The sequence below is a fragment of the Solimonas sp. K1W22B-7 genome (genome assembly GCF_003428335.1).
In the GTDB taxonomy this organism is placed as follows: Bacteria; Pseudomonadota; Gammaproteobacteria; order Nevskiales; family Nevskiaceae; genus Solimonas_A.
Genome location: NZ_CP031704.1, coordinates 4,745,281 through 4,760,669, shown reverse-complemented (window position 1 = coordinate 4,760,669; position 15,389 = coordinate 4,745,281). Strand labels below are relative to the sequence as shown.

At 65.2% G+C, this 15,389-nt stretch carries 13 protein-coding genes; 4 read left to right on the top strand and 9 right to left on the bottom strand.

Features of this window, described 5'->3' with window-relative positions:
* Nucleotides 1-82: 82 nt before the first annotated feature.
* The 9 genes from D0B54_RS21465 to D0B54_RS21420 are packed head-to-tail and all read right to left on the bottom strand — an operon-like array spanning nt 83 to nt 12,018.
* Nucleotides 83-1,465 carry a DUF1329 domain-containing protein gene (locus D0B54_RS21465; protein WP_240433485.1) on the bottom strand — a complete coding sequence of 461 codons (1,383 nt, stop codon included), beginning with the start codon at nt 1,463-1,465 and terminating at the stop codon, nt 83-85.
* A gap of 15 nt (nt 1,466-1,480) precedes the next feature.
* Nucleotides 1,481-3,037, bottom strand: coding sequence for a long-chain-fatty-acid--CoA ligase (locus D0B54_RS21460; RefSeq protein WP_117293985.1), 1,557 nt, complete (start codon nt 3,035-3,037; stop codon nt 1,481-1,483).
* Between the two features lie 10 nt (nt 3,038-3,047).
* Entirely contained in the window at nt 3,048-3,890 is an 843-nt protein-coding gene (locus D0B54_RS21455; RefSeq protein ID WP_162932613.1) for an alpha/beta hydrolase, read from the bottom strand.
* A complete protein-coding gene (locus D0B54_RS21450) occupies nt 3,883-5,352 on the bottom strand; it encodes a wax ester/triacylglycerol synthase domain-containing protein (protein ID WP_117293981.1) in 1,470 nt (489 codons plus the stop codon). Before D0B54_RS21450 ends, D0B54_RS21455 begins: the two co-directional genes overlap by 8 nt.
* Nucleotides 5,349-6,815, bottom strand: a complete 1,467-nt coding sequence (locus D0B54_RS24475; protein WP_162932612.1) for an HAD-IB family hydrolase — start codon at nt 6,813-6,815, stop codon at nt 5,349-5,351. The genes D0B54_RS21450 and D0B54_RS24475 overlap by 4 nt, the downstream gene beginning before the upstream one ends.
* 34 nt (nt 6,816-6,849) lie before the next feature.
* On the bottom strand, nt 6,850-8,694 hold the full coding sequence (locus D0B54_RS21435) for a 1-acyl-sn-glycerol-3-phosphate acyltransferase (protein WP_117293977.1): 1,845 nt from the start codon (nt 8,692-8,694) through the stop codon (nt 6,850-6,852).
* Nucleotides 8,694-9,716, bottom strand: a complete 1,023-nt coding sequence (locus D0B54_RS21430; RefSeq protein ID WP_117293975.1) for an NADP-dependent oxidoreductase — start codon at nt 9,714-9,716, stop codon at nt 8,694-8,696. The genes D0B54_RS21435 and D0B54_RS21430 overlap by 1 nt, the downstream gene beginning before the upstream one ends.
* Nucleotides 9,713-10,519 carry an alpha/beta fold hydrolase gene (locus D0B54_RS21425; RefSeq protein ID WP_117293973.1) on the bottom strand — a complete coding sequence of 269 codons (807 nt, stop codon included), beginning with the start codon at nt 10,517-10,519 and terminating at the stop codon, nt 9,713-9,715. The genes D0B54_RS21430 and D0B54_RS21425 overlap by 4 nt, the downstream gene beginning before the upstream one ends.
* A 20-nt stretch (nt 10,520-10,539) precedes the next feature.
* Nucleotides 10,540-12,018 (bottom strand): aldehyde dehydrogenase family protein, encoded by a 1,479-nt coding sequence (locus D0B54_RS21420; protein ID WP_117293971.1) that lies wholly within the window; start codon nt 12,016-12,018, stop codon nt 10,540-10,542.
* A 174-nt stretch (nt 12,019-12,192) separates the two neighbouring features.
* Here D0B54_RS21420 and D0B54_RS21415 point away from each other — a divergent pair, with 174 nt between their 5' ends.
* From D0B54_RS21415 to D0B54_RS24470, 4 genes are all read left to right on the top strand, one after another.
* Complete coding sequence (locus D0B54_RS21415) at nt 12,193-13,413, top strand: OmpP1/FadL family transporter (protein WP_117293969.1); 1,221 nt, start codon at nt 12,193-12,195, stop codon at nt 13,411-13,413.
* A gap of 10 nt (nt 13,414-13,423) precedes the next feature.
* Nucleotides 13,424-14,245, top strand: a complete 822-nt coding sequence (locus D0B54_RS21410; protein ID WP_205527201.1) for an enoyl-CoA hydratase-related protein — start codon at nt 13,424-13,426, stop codon at nt 14,243-14,245.
* Nucleotides 14,246-14,258: 13 nt separating this feature from the next.
* On the top strand, nt 14,259-15,068 hold the full coding sequence (locus tag D0B54_RS21405; RefSeq protein WP_117293967.1) for an SDR family oxidoreductase: 810 nt from the start codon (nt 14,259-14,261) through the stop codon (nt 15,066-15,068).
* Nucleotides 15,069-15,173: 105 nt separating this feature from the next.
* Nucleotides 15,174-15,371 carry a hypothetical protein gene (locus D0B54_RS24470; RefSeq protein ID WP_162932611.1) on the top strand — a complete coding sequence of 66 codons (198 nt, stop codon included), beginning with the start codon at nt 15,174-15,176 and terminating at the stop codon, nt 15,369-15,371.
* The last annotated feature ends 18 nt before the right edge of the window (nt 15,372-15,389 follow it).

Here is a 15,389-nt window from a genome sequence, read left to right as displayed (position 1 = left end):
GATGCAAAGATCGTCCTTGTGCGCAGGGATGTTCCCCAACCTAAGTCTGGCCGGGCAATCCTGGGCCGGAGGGTCGCTGTGCCTATACGGCTCCCAGTTTCATGAGCGCCCCGGTAGTGAGATATCGGTTGTAGAGGTCGGGTTGGTTGGCGCCGCTGCGGTGGATCTTTTCCAACTCGCGGACCTGCTCCAGGCGCGACACGCGACCGGTCTGGATGTCCGACGCCGTCACGTGCGTCCAGCTCCAGTAGGGGTGCGCGCCATCCATGAATTTCCTGCCCTTGTCCTCATACAAGGTGTACGCCCCATCAAAGGAGCGGTAAGGCTGTCCCTTGCGGTCATAGGTCACCATGCCGACCACCACCTGGTTACGGGCATCGAACCACACGCGCTTCTTGGATACTGGGGCGCGCGGGAAGCGGACCGGCTCGGCCTCCACGACGATCGCTTCGGGGACCAGTTCAACCTCGGTGTCCCAGAAGGACTGTCCCTTGGCGCCGCCGTGGGTCTTGTGCTCCCAGTTCGGGCTGTCGGGATTCCAGTTGCCGGACAGGCCTGCCAGGAAGGGCCCGCGGCCAACGATCCGATAGTTCCCCCAGGTATGAAGGGGGTCGCCGGCGGCCCAGGCGTCGGAGAGGTACAGGGTGGAACCTGGCACCAGCGGCTCGAAGCGCTGGTCGGTCGGGAACTGTCGGACCCGGCGGAACTCGGCGACGTAGCCGTAGAGCAAGGGGAACGTGTTCTGGTCGTAGTTCCAGATATTGAGGAATGAACTGCCGCGCGAACTCTGCGGTGTCATGAAGAACACCGACTGGAAGCGCAGCTTGTCCTTGTGCTCGTTCCAATAGGGCCGAGGGTCGGAGGCTACGCGTGCCACCGGGGACATCTCTGCCCATCCCGCCGAATAGGTGAACTCCAACTCTCCCTTGGCGGAGACGTCGTACTCCTTGAAGGCATAGAAGGAGGAATCGTGTCGCCCCCAGCTGAGGGTCTGGGCCGCGAAGAGCTCGAGGCCGTTCTTGGGATCGGGAAAGGGGTTCCCTCCAATCCAGGGCTGGCCGTCTGCGGCGTGGATGACATTCCCCTTGGCGTCGAAAGCAGCCTTGCCACTGTTGCGCAGCGTGGCCTCGATGTATTCCCAGGGAGACAGCCGCATCACGTCGGTCGTCGTGGCACGCAGCTTGAGGCGGCGACCCATCTTCAGGATTTGCTGATAGCGCACCGGCTCCAGCAGGTCCTTCACCAGCTCGACGTTGCTCGCGTCGATGATGTCGCCTACCTTCAATCGTCCCTTGGTGTAGGACTCGATGGAAAGCAGTTCGTCGGGATAGGCCTTGCTGATGTCGCCGGTGGCGGCAATCGCCTTGGCCAAGGGCATCAGCACGCCGGTGCCGAGAACGCCGATGGCGGCATCTTGCAGGAATTTGCGGCGCGAATAGCCGCGGTCGAATCGAAGGAGGTTCAAGGACGGTCTCCGCGCTCAGTTGACCGCGCGCTCGCGCCCTTCCCAGAAAGGCTTGCGCAGCTCCGTCTTGAGCACCTTGCCCGCGCCGGAGATCGGTAGGCTATCGCGGACCTCCATGCTGCGCGGACATTTGTATCCGGCGATGAGTTGCTTGCAATGGGCGTACAACGCCTCCTGGCTCAGCTCGCCGCCGTTGTGCAGCACCACGGTGGCGTGAACCGCTTCCCCCCATTCCTCGCTGGGGATGCCGATCACGGCACAAGCCGCGACGGCCGGGTGGCGCGCCACTGCGTTCTCCACCTCGGCGCAGTACACGTTCTCACCACCGGAGATGATCATGTCCTTGAGCCGGTCGACCACGAAGACATAGCCCTCATCATCCATGTAACCCATGTCGCCGGTGTGCATCCATCCTCCCCGCAGTGCGGCCTCCGTCGCCTCCGGCTTGTTGAGGTAGCCCTGCATGACATTGGGCCCGCGCACCACGATTTCACCGACCTGGCCCCGCGGCAGCTCCACGTCCTCCGTATCCACGACTCGGACCTGGAGATGGCAGAAGGCACGGCCCGCCGAACGGAGCCGCCCTGCGATGCGTCCTTCCACGCCATGCTGGCTCGGCGGGAGCGTGGTGGCGGTGGCGGCCAGTTCCGTCATGCCGTAGACCTGGAAGAAGCCGGCGCCGGGTATCGCCTTCATCGCCCGGTCCAATAGGGCCTCGGAGGCAGGGGACGCGCCGTAGAGCAGGTGCTTCACCGCGGACAGATCGTGCCGGCCGATGTCCGGGTAATCCACCAGGGCCTGCAGCATGGCCGGCACCAGCAGCAGTTCGCTGATCCGGTGCTTGGAGATGATGTCCAAGGCGATGTCCGGCCGGAAGCCAGGCAGCATGACGTGAGTGCCGCCGCGCAGCAGCAGGCAGGTGCTCATCATCATGTCGGCCAAGTGGAACATCGGTGCGGCATGCAACCCGATGCTTCCATCAGGGAACGGGCCCTCGGCCATCAGGGCCAGCGCCGCGCTGCTAATGTTCCGATGAGACAGGAGGACCCCCTTGGGCGCGCCGGTGGTTCCGCCGGTGTAGAAGACGCCGAAGGTCTCGTCGTCGCCAACGCCGGAATCCGCGATCGGCTCAGCTCCGGCAATCAGGGTTTCCAGGTCGAGCAGGTCGTCAGGGCACTGGCCGTCTCCACAGAAGATCACGAAGCGCAGGAATGGGCAGCCGTCCAGCAGGGCGTCGGCGTGCTTCGCGAAACTGTCGTCGAGGAAGATCGCCACCGACTCGGAGTCGTTGAGCGAATAGATGATCTCGTCGAGGCTCCAGCGGAAGTTCACCGGATTGACCACGGCACCCGCCCAGGGAACGGCAAGGTAGTAGGCCAGGTAGTGATCGGAGTTGAAGCCGAGCATGGCGACGCGGTCGCCGTCGCGGACGCCGAGCTTGCGCAGCGCGCCCGCCAGGCGCGCCACGCGATCCTGCAGCTGCCGGAAGCTGGTCTTCCTTTCTCCGCAGATCGTGGCGATGGTGTCCGGCCGCTGCTGCAGCGCACGGTGCAAGCCTTGGGTGAACTGCATGACGCTCTCCTCAGTATTTGCCTTGCTGCCGCTTCAGCCAGCGGGAGAGGTCCTGGCAGACCTGTTCCCGCATGCCGGGCAGTTCATTGAATAATTCGTGGTAGCCGCCTTCATAGAGCTGCAAGCTCTTGTCCAGGCTTCCGGCAGCAGCGTGGACGCGCTTGCCGCCGGTATCCGGCGCGAGCGTGTCGGCCGTGCCGTGCAGAACGAGCAGAGGCAACCGCAGCGCGGGCAGCGCTGCGGGCAGCCACTCGAGAAAGCTCGCCAGCTCCACGACGGTTCGAGCCGGAATCTTCCCGCGGTAGATCAGGGCGTCGTTCTGGTACGCAGTGACTTCCGCAGGATCGCGGGAGATGCCTTGCGCGGCGATGGGGTACAGCGGAGTGCGGGGCGCCACCACGGACAAAAGCCTCGCGATCATCATCAGGCCAGATGGCACTCCGTCGAGCGCCACAGCAGGAGATGAGAGGACCAGGCCTGCCAGCTTCCCCTGTCGCTTCAACGCGTAACGCAGGGCCAGCGCGCCACCCAGGCTATGCCCCAGCAGGAACAGGGGGCGGCCCCTGTGTGCCTGCCGCGCCATCTCCACGACCTGGTCGATGTCCTGGCAGGCATGTTCGAAGCGATCGAGATAGGCCCGCGATCCCTCGGACCGGCCATGGCCCCGGTGGTCAAGCGCGTAGACCGCCGCGCCCTGCTCGAGAAGGTATTCCGCGAGTCGCTGGTAGCGGCCGCTGTGCTCGCAGGCACCATGCGCAATCACCACCGCAAAGCTCGTCCGCACAGGCAGCCAGGATTGCCAATAGATGCGTCTTCCGCCGGCGCCGGAGAGTTGTCCGTCGAAGCTACGCATGGCTCTTACCCGCCGCGGCGGTGGTGTGGCCGCTGTCGAGAAGCTCAGCGAAGCTTTCATGCAGGTCCTGCATGAGAAGCTCCGGCCGGTTGATGGCTGCCTCGTCCAGGTTCAGGCCGATACAGCAGAGGGGACCATGAGATACGAGAGTGACCATCGCGGCGCAGCCGGGCAGCGGCGCGAAGGGGTAAAGCTGTGTCACGCGCGCTCCAGCGAGATAGACCTCGTCCCGGATGCCGGGAACATTGCTGAGCTGCAGGTCCTGGGAGGCAATGCGTTCGCCCATGGCCTCGGCCACGAGGCCCAGCGGCAGACGGCGCAGCATCGGCATGATGCTCAGGCTCAGCTCCAGTGCCGGCTCGTTGCGGATTTTCGACACCATGCGGCCAACAATCTGCATGCGCCGGACAGGGTCCGGCTCGGCAAGTGGTGCAGCAAACTGGCCAGGTACGAAGCGGTTTCCACCTGCTTGGTCCGTTGCCGTCCGAAGGCTGATCGGAAAGCTGACGGGCAAGGCGGACGGCACGCTACCGAAGCGGCGGTGATAACGGGCGAAGCCACCCATCAGGCCGGACACGAAGGCGTCGTTGAGCGAGGATTCCGCCCGGCGTGCGGCAGCCTTGAGTTCCGATAGCGGGAGCTCCATGACCTCGAAGTGCCAGCGATGGTTGCGCTTGGCCAGCAACGGGGATCCCTTTACCGGCTTGCCGGCCAGCACTCGTTGCGCGGAAGCGCCATAGCGCAGAGCATCGACCAGAAGATCTCCGGCGTCCTTGCCTTCATGGCCGAGGAGACGACGAGCCCCACGCGCGTGGCTCGACAGGGTTGCAGGTAGCCGCGAGAGCGCACGCCCCCATTGGCGGGCCAGAAGGATGGCCGGATTCACCGATGGTTCCCGTTCCGCCTTTCGCGGCGGAGCAGTGCGCGGCAGCGGTTCTCGGCTGCGGCTGTGGGCCGCTCCCAGTAACTGCACGATCCCCATGCCATCGGTCATGCTGTGGTGCAGCTTGAGGATGTAGGCAGCCGAGCCGTCCGCAAGGCCCTCCACCAGCAACGCTTCCCAGGGTGAGCGCGACTTGTCGAACGGCGCCATTGCCAGGCGCTGCGCTTGGTCGAGCACCTCGCGCAGGCCGCCGGGTGAGCTTAGGCACACGCGGCGCAGATGGTGATCCAGCCGGAAGCCGGGATCGATACTCCAACCAGGATTGCCCAAGCCCAATGGGGTTTCCACGATCCGCGATCGCAACCGGGGTGTCGCAGCCAGGCAGAGTTCATGGGCGGCAACCAACCGGCCCCAATCAGGCACACAGTCGAGGATCTCGATGCCCACGACCGCCGCTCGGAGATTCGGGCGTTCGTCGAGCTGCCACATCAGGGTCTCGAAGTCGTCGAGTTCGTCGTTTCCGCCCCATGCTTGCAGACGGAGCAAGGAGTCGTCGGGCTGGATTGCCTGCGTATTCATGGAATGCTTGCGTAGAGAGGGGATTTCGGGACACCCGAGCCCGACTCAGGCCACTGCGCTAGGGTATCGACGAAGAGTTGCCGGGCTTCCTCGACCTTGCGGTCCAGATCGGCGAGCTTCCAGCCAGAGACAGAGAGGGGCGGCAGGACGGCAATGTCGATCGTGCCGGGTCGCATCCAGAGACCGTTGCGCCACATCCGTTCCCCGACGTTTCGCATCACCACGGGAACGATGGGCACATCCGCCGCCATTGCCAGGTGGAACGCGCCCTTCTTGAATGGACCAACACGAGGGGAGTAGGAACGCGTGCCCTCGGGGCAGATACCTACGGAAATACCGCGGCGCAGCTTTTCCACGGCCGGCGCCATCGCTTGCCGCGCTGCGTGACTGTTGCCGCGATCGACGAAGGCCATATCGGCGAATTTCATGAACTGCCCAAAGCCGGGTACCTCTGCTGCTTCCTTCTTCACAACGCCGGTGAACCCGCGCTGTGCCAGCTTGAGGCCCACCACCAGGTCCAATGGCGATTGGTGGTTGAAGATGAACACTGCTGGCCGGTGCGACCAAAGGTGCTGCTCGCCCTGTATCCGTACGTCGATGCCGGCGATCAGCAGGCCCAGTTCGGTGCCGACCGTGGAAACCACGTCCAGGGCTTTGCGACGCTCGCCCGTCAGTCTGTCGTACAGCACGCCGCCGGCGAAGCTGGCAGCCATCGCGCCATAGGACCCGATCGTCCGCAGGCGATCGGCCATGCTGACCCGCGCCCGTGGTGCGAAGGAAAGGACTGGCCAGGCCTGATCGGCTGCCGCGGCAGCCAATGCCGGCTGAGGATTTACGGCCGCGGGCTGGCCCACGCTGGCCAGGAAGTCGCGGTCCTCGTCGCCGTTGGCATAGGCATGGCAACGCTGGAGGTCCATGCCCCTCTGCGCTGCGAAGCGGCGAACGGCGGCGGCCTTTTCAGGGCCCCACAGCGGAATGCCGTCCAGCTCGCCGCTGAGGACGCCGCCATCATCCGCGAGTCGCGATGACAGGCGGTGCTCGATGTCGAACTCGTCCGCTACCGGGGCGATCTGCTCGGCCGTGGCGGAACTGGCAATCACGAGCGTATGCCCCATGTGGCGGTGCGCCTGCACCAGCCGCCAGGCTTCGGGGAAGATCGTGCCGGCGATCTGCTTGCAGAAAAGGCGCTTCCAGGTTCCGGCCCACTCTTCGCGCGCCAGCCCTGTCATCCGTCCTGCGATGCTGCGCAGCATCGCTTCGAAGTCCGCGGTCGTGGGCTGTTTCAGCCTCGAAAACGCGACGAGGTCGGCCAACTCATCCAGGTCCACTGCCCTGCGGCTGAGTTTGTCGCGGTAGTAGTGTGAGGCGGAATAGCCGTCGATCAGGGTGCCGTCAAAATCGAAGAAAGCGCCGATTTCAGGTCCGCGCGGGCCGTGGAGGATCGCCTCGATGTGCTGATCCACCGCCCTCTGCCGGGACGCCCTCTCGCTGGGAGAGTCAGAGCGCCCCATGTGTCGGCTCCTCAGTGGTGGTGATGGCATGGCACCGATTGAGCTCGCCCAAGGCCGCCGTGGCGGCAACGGCATCGGCGCACTCCTTGGCGAAGGCCCGGCGCCGCTCGCCCAGTTCGGCTCCCCCAGGCGTGAGCAGCTTGCGGTTGTCCGCCAGCCTGAGGGCATTGGTGAACAGTTCCCGGGAAATGGATTCCGGCGTCAGAAGCCGCTTCTGCAGGAGGTACTGGCGGCCGACAGTGACGCATTCGTCCAGGAACTGCTTCCGGTCGATCGGACGGGTATTGGGATGGGCTGCCAAGCGATCGGAAACGATGAAGTAGGCTCCCAGGAAGGAAGGCAGCACCGTATGGGCAATGAGGAAGTTGGCATTCTTCAGCAACGCCAGGCGCTGCTCCCGAGTCTTGCTGCGCTCGCGCCAGCCAGGGTCCCACAGGGACGCCTCTTCCAGCAGCTCATCCCTGAAGGCATGCTTCTCCGAGAAGAAGAACTCGAACTTCAGTAGGTCTCTGAGTGCCAGGGTTCGGCGCCGCGCTTCGGCTTCCAGGTTCTCGACATCCAGGTTCAGGGTGTGCCAGAGCGCCAGCTCGGTGATGGCCCGGTTAACGAACCAGTGCACTGCGCTGTTCCGGTAGAAGGCGGCCACACCATGCTGACCGGGTTCGATCGCGAATACGGGCTCCAAGCCTTCATCGTAGCGGCTTACCACGCCGGTACCGACCAGGGAATCGAGCGTGTCCAGTACACCGCTATGGTGTCGCAGATTCTCGATCTGAGAGGTCGGCAGGCTCCGGGCGTGGGCGTAGTCCAGCAAGGGGTGTACGTGGCGCTGCACTTCGTCCAAGGTCAGCGCCCGCTCTCCAGCGCTGAGCAAGGCCAGTGTCACCAGAGCCTGAGCCGTTACGGGCGTTGCTTGGTTGATGCGCTGGAATACCTCGAAAGCAATTTTGGCGACGGTGTTGCGCGTCTCGCCGCTCTCCTGAGACAGACGTTGGGACAGCGACATCGGTTCTCCGAAGCGCACATGGACCTTGCCGATCCAGCGCCGCTGCATGCGGGCATAGGCTGCCAGCCATGCCAGGCCTTCCTTCGGCTTGTGACCGGAGAGTTCGTCGTCCAGCATCGCGCGCACTTCGTGCAACTGGTCGTAGGTGATCGAGGTCGGTACCAGGATCACATCCTCGGCCTGGCCATTGCGGATAGCACCGACAAGGTAGCTCAGCAGGCCGTACTTGGGTGGACGCAGCTTGCCGGTACGCGAGCGGCCGCCTTCCATGTACCACTCCAGGTTGCTGCCACTGGCGGCAAGGTGGCCGAGGTACTCCTGCAGCACCAGCTTGTAGACCTCGTCGTCTTTGAAGCTCCGGCGGATGAACACCCCGCCGCTATGGCGCGCAATCGGGCCAAAGGGAAAGAAGCGCAGGTTGTCGCCGCCGAGGATGTGCGTGCGCGACACGCCATGCTCCTGCAGCGTTTTGGTCATGACGAACGGGTCGGCGTAGGAACGGTGCGAGGGCAGGAATATCAGTGCGTGTCGATCATTGAGTTGGCGCAGGCGGGCCAGCGCCGCCCCATCGGCTTCGATGGTGAAGGCGCGGGTGTGGGCCGGGCCCAGCCCATGGTCGAACAGGTACTCCGCCGGCGCACTGTTGACCGCCACCATCTCGCGCAGGCAGGACTCGGCCTGGCGCTGCATGGCTAGGAGGGGACGCGACAGTCGCTGAGATAGCGCCTCGATCTTCTCGCGCATCCCCGGCGTGCGCGCCAGGCGACGCGCTTCGAGGGCGGGCGCCAGTGGCGTTGCGGCCATGGTTTCGCGCAGCAGGTTCATCAGTCGGCCACCTTCACGATCAGCTTGCCGAGGTTGCGTCCTTCGAACAGGCCTTGCAGCGCCGACGGCGCGTGCTCAAGGCCATCGACAACGTGCTCAACCGGCTTCACGCGGCCATCGCCGATCCAGGCCAGCATTTCGTCCTGGAAGAGGCCGAAGTGCGTCTCGATGTGGTCGAAGGTCACCAATCCGCGGATCGACAGGCGGCGATTGACCACTTCGTTGAGGAAGTCGTCGGCCAGCAAGGCATCTTCCGCCGAACCCTGGCGCGTGATCATCGACATCAGCCCGGCAACCGTGACGCGTGCCTGAAGATTGCAAAGCCGCAGCACCGCCGATGTGGCCTTGCCGCCGATGGTCTCGACGTAAACATCGATGCCCTTCGGGCAGGCCGCCCGCAGGTGGTCGGCGAAATCGCGCTGGCGGTGATCGACGCAGGCGTCGTAACCCAGGCGCTCGGTGGCCAACCGGCATTTCTCCGGGCCGCCGGCGATACCCACCACGCGGCAGCCCATCAGTTTTGCGATCTGTCCGGCAGTCTGCCCCAGCGCGCCAGTGGCGGTTCCGATCACCACGGTTTCACCCGCTTTGACGGGTGACAGGACCCTCAGCGCCAGCCAGGCGCCGAATCCGGGCAGGCCGAGCGTACCCAACGCCAGCGATGGTTGCTGCAGGCAGGGGTCGAGCTTGTGTACGCGCTTCGGCTCGACCGCCGCATAGTCTTGCCAGCCCCAGAACCCGCGCACGAGGTCGCCGGCCTTGTAGTCCGGGTGCCGTGACTGCTCGATGCGGCCGATGGTGGCGCCGACCATGACGTCGCCCACCTTGACTGGCTCGGCCTGCGCCGTGGTGCGCTTGAGGCGACCGTGCAAATAGGGGTCCAGCGACAGCCAGGTGGTGCGTACCAGCAACTGGCCCTCGCCAGGTTGCGGCAGCGCGCCGCTCTGGAGCTGGAAGCAGTTGGCGGTGGGCGTGATGTAGCGTGGCCTTTCGGCCAGTACGATGCGGCGGTTCTGGGTCATGCCGGGACTCCCCTCGGTTCGGTGGCGGTGGCGGCGATGCGGCGCGCCACGGCCTCGGGCTGGTCATACATCGGGACGTGGCCGGCGGCTTCGATCACGCAGTGCTGCGCGCCGCTGACGCGATCGAGGAACGGCCGGCCGTAGGTGTCGAATGGCAGCACACGGTCGCGTTCCGACCAGGCGACGCATACCGCCAGGGACTGAGCGTCGTAGGGCTCGATCGCGCCGGTGGCTTCGGTGTTGCGGAACAGGCGCGGCATCATGCGGCAGCACATGAAGGCCACCAGGCTGCTGCGGAATTCATCGCTCGGCATGCGGTCGCCGCGCTCCATTGTGCGGACCGACAGGATTCGGCGCACCGCGGCCAGGCCCATCAGCAGCCAGAACAGCAGGAACAGCAGCGGCATCAGCCGGTAGGAGGTTACGAGGCTGCGCGCCAGGGCGCGGTAGTCCTGCAGGCTGCGCCAGCCACCGGCTGGGGAAAGCGCGGTAACACTGAGCGCGAACCCGCGCCGCGCCAGTTCCACCGCCAGCCAGCCCCCTAGGGAATTGCCGGCGACATGCGCCTGCTCGATGCCCATGGCGCGTAGCTGAAGCAGTAGACGGTCGGCGAGCAGACCGATCGTTGGTTCCACTCCAGCCGGGAGTGGTTCGCCACCACGATGTCCCGGCAGCGTCGGTACTATCACGCGGAACTGCCGTTCCAGCAGCGGCAGCACCGGCTTCCACATCCGCCAACTGCCGCCGACGCCGTGCAGCAGCACCAGTGGCACGCCCTGGCCGCACATGTGCACCTCCCCCATGACCTGGTCTCCCGGTCGCTTCAGGCGATCTTCATCATCACCGTCTTGGTTTCGAGGTAGTGCGCGAACACGTCCTCGCCATTCTCGCGACCCCAGCCGGATTGCTTGAAGCCGCCGAAGGGCAGGTTGGGGTCCGGGGTCAGCTGGGTGTTGACCCAGACGGTGCCCGCCTGGATCTTGCGCGCGAGCTGGTGCGCGGCGGACAGATCACGCGTATAGACGTGCGCGCCGAGGCCGTAGTCGGAATCATTGGCCATCGCGGCGATATCGTTGATGTCGTCGTACGGCGTTGCGGTCAGTACCGGGCCGAAGAGCTCCTCGCGGTAGGCAGGGTTCTGGGCATCTTCGGTGACGAGGATGGTGGGCTCGATGAAGTAGCCCTTGCGATCCAGCCGCTTGCCGCCGCTGAATACGGTCGCGCCTGCTTTCACGCCGGCTTGCAGCTTGTCCATCACGCTGTCCGCCTGGCGGGAGCTGATCACCGGCCCGAGCATGGTGTCGGATTCCAGGCCCGCGCCGATCTTGAACATTGAGGCGACACCGGCGATGCCTTCCAGCACCTTGTCGAAGTGCTTGCGGGGCGCGAACAGCCGGGTGCCCGCAAAGCAGATCTGGCCGGAATTCACGAACGCCGCCTGTGCCGCACCCGGGATGGCCTGCTCCAGGTCTGCGTCCGGCAGGATGATCGTCGGCGACTTGCCGCCCAGTTCAAGCGTTACTCGCTTCAGGTCCTTGGCGACGCTGGCAAGGATGCGCTTGCCCACGGCCGTGGAGCCCGTGAAGGACAGCTTGGCAACGCCAGGGTGGTCAACGATGGCCTGGCCGGTGCTGCCGTCACCGAGCACCACGTTGAAGACACCCTTGGGGAACCCCGCCTCCTCGACGAGCTGAGCGAGCCGCAAGGCCGAATAGGGCGTCTGCTCCGCCGGCTTCAGCACGATCGTGCAGCCTGCAGCCAGAGCCGGCGCGATCTTCCACACCGCCAGCACCAGCGGGAAATTCCACGGCACGATCAGGCCCACGACGCCCACGGGTTCTCGCAGGGTGTAGCAGTGATAGGCCGGGCCATGCACGGCAGCGTTCAGGGACTTGCCCGAGAGCTTGGTCGGCCAGCCGGCGAAGTAGCGCAGCCAGGCCACGGAATAAGGCACGTCCAGGGTGCTGGAGAACATCACCGGCTTGCCGTTGTCGAGGCTTTCGATTGCGGCCATGTCGGCAGTGTTCGCTTCCAGGAGGTCGGCCAAGCGGTGGATCAGCCGCTCACGCGCAATCAGCGGCAGGTCGCGCCATGCAGGATCTTCGAAAGCGGTGCGCGCGGCCCGTACGGCCTGGTCGACGGCAGCGGGGGTGCTGCGGGGGATGTTCCCGATCACTGCCTCTGTGGAGGGGTCGCAGACCTCGATACGCTCAGCGGCGGGATCGTCCAGCCACTCGCCGCCGATGAAGTTGCGGCTCGGCGGCAGGCGGACGGCCGGCGCGGTCTGGGCAGGCATATTCATGTTCTTTCTCCTCTCGGGTACAGCACGGGGTCCTACCTTTCCCCGCCCAGGCCGTCCGTTTCCCAAACTTTCGGTCAGGGGGAATGCGGCGATGGCCGCCTAGGCTTGGCCTCAGAACATGCAGAGCCGCGTGCGGCCGGAGGAGATGTGCTCAAGCGATCTGGCGTGGGAGCCTTGGCGCTCCTGCTGGCGCATGCGGGGCCGGTCAGTGCCGGATACGGGGTGTTTGCCCACGGCTACGGATTGAAATCCGAGGGGGCGGGTGGCGTGGCCGTGGCCCGCGCCGAGGACACCCCCGCGATGGCGGCCAACTCGGCAGCGGTCTTGTCTCTGGGGCGTCGCTTCGACCTGGGCCTGGACTGGCTCTACGTGGAAGCAGGCAGTGCCATTGGCGGCAATGCATTCGGTGCCAATGATGCTTACCGGTCGGACGGGCAGGCGCACTTCTTCATTCCCCAGGGTGGCTGGTCCACTCCGCTGGGCGATCGCGCCGCCATCGGCGTCACCGTGTTCGGTGCGGGGTTCGGTACCGACTACAAGCGCAGCCCCTACGCCCGGTTTGGCGGGAGCGACCGAGCGGGCATCAAGCTCATGCAGTCGGTGGTCTCCACCTCGATGGCCTATGCCGTCGTCCCCGGCCAGAACGTCGGCGTAGGGCTGAATCTTGCGTATCAGGAAATCAATGCGAAGGGTCTGGGCTTCCTGGCGCCGGTTTCCCAATCGCCCGCCCAGGTCTCCGACCAGGGATCGGATTCGGAATTCGGCTACAGCCTGCAGATCGGCTGGCAAGGCCGCCTGAGCGAGCAACTGGACTCCGGGATCGCATGGCGTTCGCCGACGCGGCTGGGCAAGTTCCGTCGCTACCGCGGGTTACTGCCGAACGGTGGCCAACTAGACCTGCCGGCGATCCTGGGCCTGGGACTCCGCTACCAGGCAACCCCTGTGCTGTCCTTCAGTGTCGACTTCAGCCGTGTGGAATTCAGTGGTCAGGACGCTACGGGCAACCCTGCCTCGCGGCTTGCCCAGGGCCGTCTCCTGGGATCGGATGGCGGTCCTGGCTTCGGTTGGCGAGATCAGGATATCTACAAGTTCGGGTTCGCCTGGGATGTGCGTCCGGGCCTGCGGCTGCGCGCCGGATACAGCCGGTCCAGCGAGATCATGCCGCCCTCTGAAACTTTCTTCGGCATGGCCGCTCCCTTGGTGATGAAGGAGCACTACACGCTCGGTACGACTCAGTCCCTGGCGGGTGGCTGGGAAATCACCGGCGTTTCGGCGTTCGTGCCGCGGAGCCGTGTTGCCGGCAGTGGCTCAATTCCCGCGGCATTCGGCGGCGGCGAGGCCGATATCCACGTGCAGCAGATCATCACCGGCCTGTCGCTGGGCAAGCGCTTCTGAGGACATGAGCATGGAATACAGGGGTAGCGCGGTTCGGGCCACGATGGATGGCCACATCGGACGTGTCGGGCTATGTCGTCCGGACAAGGCCAATGCTTTCGATCTGGCCATGTGGGAGGAACTCCCTGCGGCCTTCGCTTGGCTGTCCGGCCAGCAGGGCCTACGAGTGGCGATCCTGTTCGGTGAAGGGCGTCATTTCTGCGCGGGGATCGACCTGTCGGTGATCCGTCACCTGCTGGAACTAGCCTCTGGAAATGCTTGCTCGGCGCGGGGGCGAGAGGCGCTGCTCGCATTCATCGAACGTGTGCAGGCTGCCTTCAACGCCATCGAGGGTCTGCGCGTCCCGGTGATCGCGGAGATTCAGGGTGCCTGTATCGGCGCCGGAGTGGACCTGATTGCCGCCTGCGACATGCGGCTCTGCACGGTGGATGCGCGCTTCTCCATCAAGGAGGCGGATCTCGGGGTCGTCCCTGACGTGGGCACGATCCAGCGCCTGAGACACGTGCTCGGATACTCGGTCCTGGCAGAGCTCAGCTACACCGCCCAGCACTTCGACGGCCAGGAGGCGCGGAAGCTGGGATTGGTATCCCAGGTTCATGAATCCCCCGATACCCTGCGCGAGGCGGTGAATCGCCTCGCGGCAACCATTGCGTCGAAATCACCGGTGGCCTTGCGAGGCATCAAGCGAAACCTGCTCTGGGCCCGAGACCGGAGTGTCGCTGACGGCTTGTCCTACGTCGCAGCCTGGAACGCGGCCATGATGCCGGGTGAAGACCTGCGCGAATCCCTCGATGCAGTGCAGCAGAAGCGTGCTCCGTCCTACGGTCTCTGAATTGGTGCCTCCCATGAACTCCTCCACGTCACTCTTCAGCGCCTCGGCACTTTCCGGCCGCGTAGCCTTCGTTGCCGGCGGCAGCCGCGGAATCAATCGCGCCATCGCGCGTCGTTATGCGGCTCATGGCGCGGCAGTTTTCGTCGTCAGCCGGGATCAGTCGAAAATCGATGACACCGTGGCGGAGCTGCGCGCATTGGGCGCCAAGGCTGAGGGAGCGGCCGCGGACGTGCGCGACTTTGCTGCTGTGGAGGCTGCAATCAACCAGTGCGCAGACAGCCTGGGCCCCATCGACATCGTTGTCTCCGGGGCAGCTGGCAACTTTGTCGCTCCGGCGCACACCCTGTCATCAAACGGGTTCCGCACTGTGGTCGACATCGATCTCAACGGGACGTTCCACGTGTTCCGCGCTGCCTATCCGAGGCTGCGCAAGCCTGGCGCCTCATTGCTGGCCATCAGCGCGACCCACGCATTGCTACCCGCGGAGGGACAGGCCCACGTGTGTTCTGCCAAGGCGGGCATTCAGATGCTGACCCAGGTTTTGGCCCTAGAGTGGGGGAAGGACGGCGTGCGCGTGAACTCGCTCGCCCCGGGGCCGGTAGACGGTACCGAGGGCATGGCCCGCCTGACTCCTGACGAGGCGTCTCGCGCGGCCCTATACGAGCGTATTCCGCTGGGACGCTACGCCAGCCTTGACGAGATCGCGGACTTGGCCTTGTTCCTTTCGACGAGTGCTGCCGGCTACATCACGGGGACGACTGTGGTCTGCGACGGGGGGCAGTCACTGACGGGCCATGCGCGCTACGGCCTGCAGCCAGCCTGAAGCCACGACGGCCTCCTGCTAACTAACTAAGGGTTGGGGTCGATCGACCGCGGATGGGGAACGCTATACCCCAGGTTCCCGCGGCATCGCTACAGGAGGTAAGCCATGGAAAACCACAGCAAATCGGCCTTGCACCGCGAATTCGGTGGTCGATCGGGGCGGTGGTCTGAGCGCTTCCCGTCTGGAACGCTGCGGCAATCGCGGCTCGATCTGGACGACGGCGAGACCGCGCATCCGGCCACCGGCTACGCCGCCCCCCGTGAGGTCCGGCGCATCCTCTGGTCGTCGATCGGGATGCCTTGAAGACAGGGTTCAGCCCGT

What these genes read in the sequence shown, in the direction of transcription:
- D0B54_RS21425 (WP_117293973.1), bottom strand. Translation starts at nt 10,519, where the DNA reads ATGGGGGAGGTGCACATGTGCGGCCAGGGCGTGCCACTGGTGCTGCTG.
- D0B54_RS21435 (WP_117293977.1), bottom strand. Translation starts at nt 8,694, where the DNA reads ATGAACCTGCTGCGCGAAACCATGGCCGCAACGCCACTGGCGCCCGCC.
- D0B54_RS21405 (WP_117293967.1), top strand. Translation starts at nt 14,259, where the DNA reads ATGAACTCCTCCACGTCACTCTTCAGCGCCTCGGCACTTTCCGGCCGC.
- D0B54_RS21420 (WP_117293971.1), bottom strand. Translation starts at nt 12,018, where the DNA reads ATGAATATGCCTGCCCAGACCGCGCCGGCCGTCCGCCTGCCGCCGAGC.
- D0B54_RS21410 (WP_205527201.1), top strand. Translation starts at nt 13,424, where the DNA reads ATGGAATACAGGGGTAGCGCGGTTCGGGCCACGATGGATGGCCACATC.
- D0B54_RS21455 (WP_162932613.1), bottom strand. Translation starts at nt 3,890, where the DNA reads ATGCGTAGCTTCGACGGACAACTCTCCGGCGCCGGCGGAAGACGCATC.
- D0B54_RS24470 (WP_162932611.1), top strand. Translation starts at nt 15,174, where the DNA reads ATGGAAAACCACAGCAAATCGGCCTTGCACCGCGAATTCGGTGGTCGA.
- D0B54_RS21460 (WP_117293985.1), bottom strand. Translation starts at nt 3,037, where the DNA reads ATGCAGTTCACCCAAGGCTTGCACCGTGCGCTGCAGCAGCGGCCGGAC.
- D0B54_RS21430 (WP_117293975.1), bottom strand. Translation starts at nt 9,716, where the DNA reads ATGACCCAGAACCGCCGCATCGTACTGGCCGAAAGGCCACGCTACATC.
- D0B54_RS21450 (WP_117293981.1), bottom strand. Translation starts at nt 5,352, where the DNA reads ATGAATACGCAGGCAATCCAGCCCGACGACTCCTTGCTCCGTCTGCAA.